Annotated in this window: 9 protein-coding genes; all 9 read right to left on the bottom strand. The window is 73.6% G+C overall.

From position 1 onward, the window contains the following. Positions 1-429: 429 nt before the first annotated feature. A complete protein-coding gene (locus tag BJP40_RS30375) occupies positions 430-1,059 on the bottom strand; it encodes a class I SAM-dependent methyltransferase (protein ID WP_071284016.1) in 630 nt (209 codons plus the stop codon). Positions 1,060-1,201: 142 nt separating this feature from the next. Then, complete coding sequence (locus tag BJP40_RS30380; protein ID WP_071284019.1) at positions 1,202-1,387, bottom strand: hypothetical protein; 186 nt, start codon at positions 1,385-1,387, stop codon at positions 1,202-1,204. A 286-nt stretch (positions 1,388-1,673) separates the two neighbouring features. After that, on the bottom strand, positions 1,674-2,651 hold the full coding sequence (locus tag BJP40_RS30385; RefSeq protein WP_071273947.1) for an ABC transporter substrate-binding protein: 978 nt from the start codon (positions 2,649-2,651) through the stop codon (positions 1,674-1,676). A gap of 86 nt (positions 2,652-2,737) precedes the next feature. Further along, positions 2,738-4,837, bottom strand: a complete 2,100-nt coding sequence (locus BJP40_RS30390; protein WP_079171589.1) for a proline/glycine betaine ABC transporter permease — start codon at positions 4,835-4,837, stop codon at positions 2,738-2,740. Further along, positions 4,834-5,934, bottom strand: coding sequence for a glycine betaine/L-proline ABC transporter ATP-binding protein (locus BJP40_RS30395; RefSeq protein ID WP_071267606.1), 1,101 nt, complete (start codon positions 5,932-5,934; stop codon positions 4,834-4,836). The genes BJP40_RS30390 and BJP40_RS30395 overlap by 4 nt, the downstream gene beginning before the upstream one ends. Further along, positions 5,931-7,475, bottom strand: a complete 1,545-nt coding sequence (locus tag BJP40_RS30400) for a GMC family oxidoreductase (protein WP_071284022.1) — start codon at positions 7,473-7,475, stop codon at positions 5,931-5,933. The genes BJP40_RS30395 and BJP40_RS30400 overlap by 4 nt, the downstream gene beginning before the upstream one ends. Before the next feature lie 86 nt (positions 7,476-7,561). Further along, positions 7,562-9,070 carry an aldehyde dehydrogenase family protein gene (locus BJP40_RS30405; protein ID WP_071284025.1) on the bottom strand — a complete coding sequence of 503 codons (1,509 nt, stop codon included), beginning with the start codon at positions 9,068-9,070 and terminating at the stop codon, positions 7,562-7,564. Positions 9,071-9,672: 602 nt separating this feature from the next. Continuing rightward, complete coding sequence (locus BJP40_RS30410; protein WP_071267612.1) at positions 9,673-10,662, bottom strand: malate dehydrogenase; 990 nt, start codon at positions 10,660-10,662, stop codon at positions 9,673-9,675. A gap of 341 nt (positions 10,663-11,003) precedes the next feature. Continuing rightward, on the bottom strand, positions 11,004-11,383 hold a 380-nt coding region (locus BJP40_RS30415; protein WP_143066055.1), incomplete at its 5' end, for a DUF2690 domain-containing protein.

An 11,383-nucleotide genomic window follows, 5' to 3' on the forward strand; every position in this document is an offset into this window, starting at 1 on the left:
GACGCGGGCCCCGGCGGCTCGTAGGCGGGTGTCCCGGCGCGGGGCGAACGGCCGCGTCCTCCCGCGCCGGGCGGCTCCTGACGTCCCGTCGGCGGGCGCGGTCGGCGCGGGGGCGGCCCGCCGCCTGCGGCTCGCGGCTCGCGGCTCGCGGCCCGACGTCGCCGTACGTGCGGACGCCGTGGGTCCGGTGACCTTCCCCACGGACGGCCGCCGCCACTCCGCCCCGCCGGTCCGGCACCCGTGCCGCCGGACCGCGTCAGCCCGTGGCCCCGGGCTGCGGACCGGAGCCCCGCACGGTGACCGGCGCGGTGATCGGCACGGCTCGGCCCGCCGCCTCGGACGGCGGCCGGGCAGGACGGGCGCCGGACCCGGTGGCCGTCGGCAGCGGTCCGGTCCGTGCAGCGCAGGCCCGGCGCCCGGTGGTGGCCCTCAGGGGCGGCGGGCCAGCACGTGGGCGTCGAGGAAGCCGCGTTCCGACGCGGGATCGTGGAGCAGCCGGGCGAACGGGACGAGTCCCGCCGCGGCCAGCAGTGCGGAGAACCGGTCCGCCGGCCAGCTGTAGGCGGGAGCCACCTTGTGGTCGAAGCGGACCGGCTCCGGTCCGTCCGTCGCGAAGAACGACGCCAGCAGCAGGCCCCCGGGGGCCAGGACGCGCGCCTGCTCGGCCAGCAGCGCCGGCAGGTCTCCGGGCGGGGTGTGGATCATCGAGTAGTGCGCCAGCACGCCACCGAGTGCACCGTCCGCGACCGGCAGGTCCTCCATCCGCGCCTCGGCGAACCGCAGTGCCGGGTGGGCCCGCCGGGCGTGGGCGACCATGCCCGGCGACAGGTCGAGCCCGAAGGCGTCCAGCCCCAGGTCGTGCAGCAGGGCCGTCAGATGGCCGGGGCCACAGCCGACGTCGGCCGTGCGCGGGTTCCCCGTCCCCCGTACCAGCTCGGCGAAGGTGCCGATCATGTTCCGCGCGAACGGCCGGGTCTCCAGCCGGTCGGCGAACATCGACGCGTACAGCGCGACCACCCCGTCGTAGGCCGCCCTGGTCTCGTTCTGGTATCCCGTCACGGGAGGGCAACGTAGCAGCCCGGGGGTCGGCGGCCCTCGGGCCCGCCCTCGGCGGAGGCGGGTGCCGGGCCGGCGCTCGGGGAGTGCGGCCCCGCTCCGGACGGGCCCGTGCCGGCCGTGCGGCGCAGCCTCTTGACGGGACCTACGCGGAGGTCGGCCGCGCGCCCGGGGCCCTGCGCCGGTGGCGCCGCACCGTGAACGCCACGGCCACGACCGCCGCGGCCGTCAGGGCGGCCAGTTCCCTCGTCCCGGTCTGCGCGCCCAGGACGACGAGCAGGGCGAGGAACCCGACGCAGATCCCGCCCAGCCGCAACAGCAGCGCCTTCATGGGAACTCCTTCACCTGACGTGCGGCACCGGCTTCCGCCGGGCCTTCACCGTACGAAGCCCGTGATCACCCGGCAAGGCCCCGGGGAACACCTCTCCTTTTCGGCTGGAGATCCCGGGGGAAAGGCTCAGGAAATACTCAACCCGCGTGCCGTCGGCGCCCTTTGAGCGGTAAAGGGCCGGCGTGCAGGAGACGCGCCCGCCCCGGCTGCCGGTGCGGGCGGCGGCCGGGGCGGGCGGTGGGGGATGGCCGGCGGGGAGTCGTCGTCGACGGGCCGACCGTACGGACTACTTGGGCAGCCACGCCTTCCAGGTGGACTCGTTGGCCTTGACCCACTTCTCGGCCGCGGCCTCCGGGGACAGCTTCTGGTCGGCGATCATCGCGGCGACCTCGTTCTGCTGCTCCGCGGTCCACGAGAAGTTCTTCAGGAACTGGGCCGCGTCACCGCCGTCCTTGGCGAAGTCGGCGTTGAAGTACTTCTGCAGCGACGTCTGGGCGTAGCCGCAGGCGACCTTCTCCGGGTCGGCGTCGCAGCCCTCCTTGTACTCCGGCAGCTTCACCTCGACGAGGTCGACCTGCGCGTTCAGCCACTGCGGCGTCCACCAGTAGGTGATGAACGGCTTCTGGGCCTTGTAGTTCTCCTTGATCTGGGTGATCTGGGCGGCCTCGGAGCCGGCGTAGACCGTCTTGTAGTCCAGCTCCAGGTTCTTGATGATCGCGTCGTCGTTGGTGGTGTACGACGGCGAGCCCTCCAGGAGCTGGCCCTTGTCGCCGCTCTCGGCGGTCTTGAAGAGGTCCTTGTACTTGTTGAGGTTCTTCCAGTCCGTGATGTCCGGGTGCTTGTCCGCGAGGTACTTCGGCACGAACCAGCCGATGTGGCCGACCACGCCGAGGTCGCCGCCCTCGACGACGGACTTCTTGTCCTCGGTGTACAGCTTGATCTTGTCCGGGGCGCCGCCCCAGTCCTCCAGGACGGCGTCGACCTTGCCGCTGTTGAGCCCGTCGATGGCGACCGACTCGTCGAGCTGGGTGAGCTCGACCTCGGTGTCGAGCTCGTTCTCCAGGATGTGCTTGGCCACGGCCGCGTTGGCCTCGGCGCCGACCCAGGAGGGCACGGCGATGGTGACGCTGCCGGAGCCGCCGCCCTTGCCGGACGCGGAGTCGGTCTTCGCGGCGCCGCAGGCGGTCAGGCCGGTGATGCCGAGGACCACGGCGGCGGCGGTGGCGGTGCGGATCAGGTTCTTTCTGGTGTTCACGGTGCTCATGAGCGGGTGTCTCTCACTTCGGACGGGCAGGGGGGTTCCTGCGGAGGGGGCGGGACGGGGAGGGTCGTCCCTACGGGGGGCGGGGGCTAGGAGGTGCTGGTACGCCGGTCGGCGCGCTGGGTGGTGCGGTCCAGGACCAGGCCGAGCAGCACGATCGCGACGCCGGCGCTCAGGCCGATGCCGAGCTGGCTCTTCTGGAGGCCGTAGACGACGTCGTAGCCGAGCGCGCCGGAGCCGACGAAGCCGCCGACGATGACCATGGCGAGGACCAGCACCACGCCCTGGTTGAGGGCGAGCATCAGCGCGGGGCGGGCCAGCGGGAGCTGCACCTGGCGGATCTGCTGGAACGTGGAGGCGCCCATCGACCGGGCCGCCTCCAGCGTCGCGGAGTCGACCTGGCGCAGGCCCTGCACGGTGATCCGTACGACGGCGGGCAGCGCGTACAGCACGGCCGCCGCGACGGCCGCCGCACGGCCCACGTTGAACAGGGCCACCACGGGGATCAGGTAGATGAACTGGGGCAGGGTCTGCATGGTGTCCAGGACCGGACGCAGCAGACGCTCCAGCAGCCGCACGCGGGCCGCGGCCACACCGATCGCGAAGCCGAGCACGAGCGTGACGACGACGCCCGCGACGGCCTGGGACAGGGTGTCCAGGGAGTGGTTCCACAGGGAGCCGTCGGACACGGCGAGGACGCCGACGCCTGCCATCGCGAGGACCGCGGTGCACATCGCGCCCCAGCCGCCCGCGAGCAGCGCGCACACGGCGACCACCAGGAGCAGCAGCCACCACGGCGTGGCGGTCAGGCCGTCCCGGAGCGGGTTGAGGACGCCCACGGTGAAACCGTCCGCCCAGGCGCGGGTGCCGCCGACGACGGGCACGCCCTCGGCCAGGTGGCTGGTGAACCAGTCCACCGCCGCGTTGACGGGCGGGGCGATGTCCACCTCCCACGTCCCGGGCCACTCCGCGATCAGCAGCAGCCACCCGGTCACGCCCAGCGCCACACCGGAGACGGCAGTGACGGCCCAGGCGCGCAGGCCGTGCAGCCAGCGGGGGCCGCCGGGGGCGGCGCCCTCGCCGAGCCGCTCGCCGGCGGCGGAGGTCACGCGGTCCAGCCAGACGGCGAGCAGCACGATCGGGATGCCCGCGGCGAGCGCCCCGCCGACGTCGACGGTGGACAGCGCGCGGAACACCTCCTCGCCGAGGCCGCCGGCGCCGATCACCGAGGCGATGGTGACCATGGACAGCGCCATCATGATCGTCTGGTTGAGGCCGAGCAGGATCTCCTTGCGGGCCAGCGGCAGCCGCGCGGTCACGAGCCGCTGCACCGGGCCGGTGCCCAGCGACGTCACGGCCTCCATCACGGACGGGTCGGCGCCGCGCAGGCCGAGTGCCGTGAGCCGGGCCATCGGCGGGGCCGCGTAGATGATCGTGGCGATCAGCGCGGACGGCACACCGATGTCGAACAGCAGCACCAGCGGCAGCAGGTAGGCGAACGCCGGCATGATCTGCATGGTGTCCAGGGCCGGCCGCAGGATCCGCTCGAAGCGGTCCGAGAGGCCCGCGCCCAGGCCCAGCAGTCCGCCGACGGCCGCCGCGACGGTGACCGCGACCGCCATGAGGGCGAGGGTCTCCATCGTGGCCTGCCACATGCCGAGGAGCCCGCACACCGCGAACGCGGCGAGGGTGACACCGGCGAGCTTCGGTCCGCGCCGGTCGCGCAGCCCGCCGATCCGCCAGGACAGCAGCACCGCGGCGACGGTCACCGGGAACCAGCCGAGGCCCTCCAGCAGGTCCGTCATCCAGGCGACGGACCCTTCGGACCAGTTGCTCAGGTGCAGCAGGAAGTAGAGGAAGACCGGGTGGGTGTCCCGGTTGCCGACGACCCAGCCGTAGACGTCGTCCAGGGGGCCCTGGACGTCCACGGTCAGCGCGGACGGCCACGTTCCGCTGCCCCAGAGGGCGGCGGCGAGCGGGACGAGGACGAGTGCGGCGGCGCCCAGCGGCAGCAGGCGGCGCACCTGCGGGTGGCGCAGCGGCGAGCGGCGGCCGGCGGCGGACCCGCCCGCGGCGCCGTTCGGCGGGGAGACGGCGGGGGCGGAGGTGCTGCCGGTGTCCTTCGGCACGGCGGCCTCCTCCGGGTCGGGTCTCTCGGACGCGGGGGTGGGGGCGGTCGTCGCCGTCATGCCGCCGCCTTCCCCAGGGGGACACCGGCAACGACCGACAGCAGCCCCCGGTGGTCGACCACGCCGAGGCACGCGCCGTCCTCGACGACGCAGGCGGGCCTGCCGGTGCGGACGACGTCCTCGATGGCGGCCGACACGACCGTGTCGGGGGAGAGCGCGGCCGGGTGCTCGGTGGCGCCGCAGTCCCCGGGCGTCATGGCCGTGCGGACGGTCATGACCTGCTCGCGCGGCACGTCGCGGACGAAGTCCCGCACGTAGTCGTCGGCGGGCGAGCCCACGATCTCCTCGGGGGTGCCGAGCTGGACGATCTGGCCGTCGCGCATCAGGGCGATGCGGTCGCCGACGCGCAGCGCCTCGCTCAGGTCGTGGGTGATGAAGACCATGGTGCGGCCCTCCTCCCGGTGCAGGCGGATGACCTCCTCCTGCATGTCCCGCCGGATCAGCGGGTCGAGGGCGCTGAACGGCTCGTCGAAGAGCAGCACCTCGGGGTCCGCGGCCAGGGCGCGGGCCAGGCCGACGCGTTGCTGCTGGCCGCCGGAGAGCTGGCCGGGACGGCGCTGCTCCAGCCCCTCAAGGCCGACCTTCGCGACCATCTCGGCGGCCCTGGCACGGCGCTCCGCCCTGGCCATGCCCTGGATCTCCAGGCCGTAGGCCACGTTGTCGAGGACGGTGCGGTGCGGCAGCAGCCCGAAGTGCTGGAACACCATCGCGGCGCGGTGCCGGCGCAGTTCGCGCAGCCGGTTCCTGTCCATGGCGAGGACGTCCTCGCCGTCGATCTCCAGGGTGCCGGAGGTCGGCTCGATGAGCCGGGTCAGGCAGCGCACCAGGGTGGACTTGCCGGACCCGGACAGGCCCATGACGACGAAGACCTCGCCCTTGCGCACGTCGAAGGAGACGTCGCGGACGGCCGCGGTGCAGCCGGTGCGGGCCCGCAGGTCCGCCTGGGACAGGGCGGTGAGGTCGCGGTCGCCGGGGATGCGGTCGGCCTTGGGGCCGAAGACCTTCCACAGGTCGCGGACCCGGAAGACGGGGGACTCGGCGTCGGTCGCGGCGGTGCCCGCGGGCGACTGCGCGGACGTGTTCGCGGGCGTACTCATCGCGCGTCACCGCCCAGCAGCTCGGCGGCCTTCTCGCCGACCATCAGCACCGCCACCATCGGGTTGACGGCCGTCATGGTCGGGAAGACGGAGGCGTCGGCGATCCGCAGGCCGTCGACGCCCTTCACCTTCAGGTCGGGGGTGACCACGGCCAGTTCGTCGTCGGCCGCGCCCATCTTGCAGGTGCCCGCCGGGTGGTAGACGGTGTGGGCGACCTTCCTGGCGTACTCGCTGAGCTCCTCGTCGCCCGTGACGTCCGGCCCGGGGCAGACCTCGCGCTTCAGCCAGCCGGCCAGCGGCTCGGTCTTCGCGATCTCGCGGGCGAGACGGATGCCGTCGACGAGGGTGCGGGCGTCGTAGTCCTCCTCGTCCGTGAAGTAGCGGAAGTCGAGGGCGGGCTTCACGGACGGGTCCGCGCTGGTGAGGTAGAGGCGGCCGCGGCTGCGCGGCTTGGGGATGTTGGGCGTCATCGACACGCCGTGCGCGGGCTTCTCGTAGCCGAGGCGCTCCGGGTTGTCGGTGAACGGGATCTGGTAGAAGTGGAACATCAGGTCGGGCCCCGGGACGTCGGGGTCGCGGCGCACGAAGAGGCCAGCGTCGCTGTCCATCGCCGAGTTGTCCGGGATGGGGCCGTCCGTCTCCCAGACGATGACCGACTCGGGGTGGTCGAGCAGGTTCTCGCCGACGCCCGGCAGGTCGTGGCGGACCGGGATGCCGAGGGCCTCCAGGTCGGCGCGCGGACCGATGCCGGAGTGCATCAGCAGGCGGGGCGTGTCGACGGCGCCCGCGCAGACGATCACCTCGCGGCGGGCGGTGAGCAGTTCCCCGGTGCCGTCCTTGCGGCGGACGCGGACGCCGCTCGCCCGGGTGCCGTCGAACTCCAGGGCGTACGCCCAGGTCTCCAGCAGGATGCGGAGGTTGGGCCGCTCGTCCATGACCGGGTGGAGGTAGGCGACGGAGGCGGAGGAGCGCTTGTTGTCCTCCGGGTGGTAGGCCAGGTCGAAGAAGCCGACGCCCTCGTGGAACGGCTTCTTGTTGAAGCCCTCGACGCGCGGCACGCCGAGCGCGGCCTGCGCGGCGTCGACGAAGTCGCGGGCGATGGCGTTCCGGTCCTTCTCGTCGACGGGGACGATGTTGTTGAGGAGCCGGTCGTAGTACGGGTTCATGGCGGCGGCGTCCCAGCCGTCGGCGCCCGCCTCGGCCCACTCGTCCCAGTCGGACGGCAGCGGCTTGAAGGATATGAGCGTGTTGTGGGAGGAGCAGCCGCCGAGGACCCGGGCGCGGCTGTGCCGGATGGGGGAGTTGCCGCGTGGCTGCTCGACGGTCGGGTAGTCGTAGTCGAGGTCGCCGCCGAGGAGGCCGAGCCAGCGGCGGAGGGTGAGGACGTCGGGCCGGTCCCGGTCGTCGGGGCCGCCCTCGACGACGGCGACGGTGACGTCCGGGTCGGCGGTGAGGCGGTGGGCGATGACGGAACCCGCGGTGCCGCCGCCGACGATGACGTAGTCGACTGCGGCGGGAGTGTGGTCAGGGGTGCTGCTCATGGTGTGTTCCTGCATCCGTGTGCGGTGTGCTGGTCGGTGGGCCGGTCGGGCAGGGGTGGACCCGACCGGCTGCTGGCGGTGGCTGCTCAGCCCTTGAACCAGCGCACCGGGCGGGGGGCGAGGTTCTGGTAGACGTGCTTGCTCTCGCGGTACTCGGCGAGCCCTGCCGGGCCCAGTTCGCGGCCGATGCCGCTCTTGCCGAAGCCGCCCCACTCCGCCTGCGGCAGGTAGGGGTGGAAGTCGTTGATCCAGACGGTGCCGTGGCGGAGCCGGGCGGCGACGCGGCGGGCGCGGCCCGCGTCGGCGGACCAGACGGCGCCGGCCAGGCCGTACTCGGTGTCGTTGGCGAGGGCGACCGCCTCGTCCTCGGTGCGGAACGTCTCGACGGTCAGGACCGGGCCGAAGACCTCCTCGCGGACCACCCGCATGCGGCGGTGGCAGCGGTCGAGGACGGTGGGCCGGTAGAACCAGCCGTCGCGCAGATCCGGTTCGGTGGGGCGCTCGCCGCCCGCGCGCAGGACGGCGCCCTCGGCGAGGGCGGAGGCGACGAAGTCCTCGGTGCGGGCCAGTTGCGCGGCGGAGACCAGCGGGCCGCACTCGGCGTCCGGGTCGGTGCCGCGGCCGAGGCGGATGCGCTCGGCGCGGCGGGCCAGTTCGGTCACGAACCGCTCCCGCAGGGACTCCTCGACGATGAGCCGGGAACCGGCCGAGCAGACCTGGCCGCTGTGGATGAACGCGGCGTTGAGCGCCTGGTCCACGGCGGTGTCGAAGCCCTCGGCGGTGGCGCAGGCGTCCGCGAAGACCACGTTCGGGTTCTTGCCGCCGAGTTCGAGGGCGACCTTCTTGACGGAGTCGGCGGCGGCGCGCATCACCTTGGTGCCGCTGACGAGGCCGCCGGTGAAGGAGACGAGGCCGACGTCGGGGTGCTCGGCGAAACGGGCGCCGACGGGGTCACCGGGGCCGGTGACGATGTTGGCGACGCCCGCCGGGAGGCCGGCCTCCACGAGGAGCCGGACGAGGGCGACCGTGGAGAGCGGGGTGATCTCGCTCGGCTTGATGACGAAGGTGTTGCCCGCGGCGAGCGCCGGGGCGACCTTCCAGCTGGCCTGGAGGAGGGGGTAGTTCCAGGGGGTGATGAGGGCGCAGACGCCGACGGGCTCGTGGACGACCACGCTGTGGATGTCCGGTGAGCCGGCGTCGACGACGCGGCCGCCGCTCTCGTTGACGACGAGGTCGGCGAAGTAGCGGAAGGCGTCGGTCACGCAGTCGACGTCGACGCGGCCTTCCTCCAGGGTCTTGCCGGCGTCGCGGCTCTCCAGCAGCGCCAGCTCCTCGCGGTCGCGCTGCAGCAGGTCCGCGACGCGTCGCAGCAGGGCCGCCCGTTCGGCGACCGGTGTGCGCGGCCACTCCCCCTGGCCCTGGCCGAATGCCTTGCGTGCGGCGGCGATCGCGGCGTCGGCGTCCTCGGCCCCGCCTTCCGCGACGACGGCGAAGGCCGTGGCGTCGGCGGGGTCGAGGATGTCACGAGTGGCTCCGGAAGCGGCTGATCGCCACTGTCCGTCCACATGAATGGTGAGTTTGTCTTGTTCCGACACTTCGCGTGTTGCCTTCCGTACCGGGTGCGGTCAGAACCGGCCTTGACCGGCGACCCGGGCGCCTGCCCTACGGTCTGGAAAGCATGCGCGAAAGTGGCGCGGATCACTCTGGCGTCAGTTTCGGGGGCGTGCAGGCGACTCACGGCTGCGCGGATCGGACCTGATCCGCGCCGCTCGTCCTGGACCCGGTGGGCACACGATCCGGCGCGGCGCCGTCACGGGGACGGCGAAGACCGCGAAGGCCGACGGGGAGCATCCCGTGCCCGAGGGGGACGGCGCCGCGCCGGCCCGTCAGCACGGCCCCGGCGGCGAGCCCCGGCAGTGCGGTTGCGGTCCACCGGTGACCGGTGGCGCAGGGCGCGGTCCCGCTCGGCGCGCTGACGCCCGTCGAGCGTGCGGGCCCGCGTCTCCGGCCGGGCCCGGGTGGCGGCGTCCACCGCGCCCACGGCCACGCACCAGGGCGGCAGCAGGCCCGGCACTCCGTCCGGTCACGGGGCTGCGACGCCTGCGGGCAGCGCCGGGCGCAACGGCAGACGCCCCGCCCCCGGCGGCGCGGGGCCGACCGGGGGCGGGGCGTCTGCGGGAGGACGACCGAGCGGGGCTCAGATCAGGCCGAGGCCGCGAACGGCGTCGCGCTCCTCTTCGAGCTCCTTGACCGACGCGTCGATGCGGGTGCGGGAGAACTCGTTGATGTCCAGGCCCTGGACGATCTCGTACCGGCCGTTCTTGCAGGTGACCGGGAAGGAGGAGATCAGGCCCTCCGGCACGCCGTAGGAACCGTCGGACGGGATGCCCATGGAGGTCCAGTCGCCCTCGGCCGTGCCGTTGACCCAGGTGTGGACGTGGTCGATGGCGGCGTTCGCGGCGGACGCGGCGGAGGACGCGCCACGGGCCTCGATGATCGCGGCGCCCCGCTTGGCGACGGTCGGGATGAACTCGTCGGCCAGCCACTTCTCGTCGTCGACGACCTCGGCGGCGTTCTTGCCTGCGACGGTGGCGTGGAAGATGTCCGGGTACTGGGTGGCCGAGTGGTTGCCCCAGATGGTGAGGCGCTTGATGTCGGAGACGGCGGCACCGGTCTTGGCGGCCAGCTGCGAGATCGCGCGGTTGTGGTCCAGGCGGGTCATCGCGGTGAAGCGCTCGGCCGGTACGTCGGGCGCGGCGGCCTGGGCGATGAGGGCGTTGGTGTTGGCCGGGTTGCCGACGACCAGGACGCGGATGTCGTCCGCGGCGTGGTCGTTGATGGCCTTGCCCTGCGGCTTGAAGATGCCGCCGTTGGCCTCCAGCAGGTCACCGCGCTCCATGCCCTTGGTGCGCGGGCGGGCGCCGACGAGGAGGGCGACGTTCGCGCCGTCGAAGGCGACGTTCGGGTCGTCGGTGATCTCGATGCCGCGCAGCAGCGGGAAGGCGCAGTCGTCGAGCTCCATGGCGGTGCCCTCGGCGGCCTTCAGGCCCTGCGGGATCTCCAGCAGCCGGAGCTTGACCGGCACGTCGGCGCCGAGCAGGTGGCCGGAGGCGATGCGGAAGAGCAGCGCGTAACCGATCTGGCCGGCCGCGCCGGTCACGGTGACATTCACGGGAGTGCGGGTCATGGCGGTCTCCGTAAGAAGCTGGCTGTGAGGGTTCGGTGGCCCTGGTCCTGAAGCTGGTGCTGGGCCTCCCCGGCGTCGAGGTCGCCCGGTGTCGCCGCGCGGTCTCTCGACATGAAGAGATCCAGCGGTCAGGCTATCCGACCCGGTCCCCCTCACACCCCCGCCCCCTTGTGTCCCGGCTCACCCGGACGGGGGACCTCCCTTCCGGCGGCCGGTCCCCCGGAAGGGAAAGCCGGTTGCGGCCGGCTCCGTCGCGGGACGCGCCCGCGGCGGCCGCTTAGGGCGGCGGGCCCGTCGACTCAGGGGCCGCCGCCCCCGGTGACGTTCGGCGTCCGCGGCCGTCAGTCGGGGCCGGTGCAGCCGCGGAGACCGCCGGCGAGGGTGGCGCAGGCCCGCGCGTCGGTGGCGTCGGACACGGCGACCATCAGTGTGTAGGCGTCGTCGTCCCCGGAGCGGACGCCCCGTTCGTGGGTCGCCCCCGCCGCGCTGACCGCGACGACGTCGCCGGGCGCGGCCCCCGACACCCGGGCCCACGCGGCACCGCACACCCGGCTGTGGCGGACCTCCACCCGGGCGGTGCCGACGGTCCGGTACGCGACGGTCGTGGCATGCGGACGGCCGCACCGCGTGCTCTCCGGGTCCCGGCCCGCGCACCCGTCACCGAAGCAGCCGGCACCCGAGGTCCCCGGGGGTCCGGCAGCGGTGGGCGCGGCCGTGCCGG

This window comes from Streptomyces sp. CC53, assembly GCF_001865245.1.
In the GTDB taxonomy this organism is placed as follows: domain Bacteria; phylum Actinomycetota; class Actinomycetes; order Streptomycetales; family Streptomycetaceae; genus Streptomyces.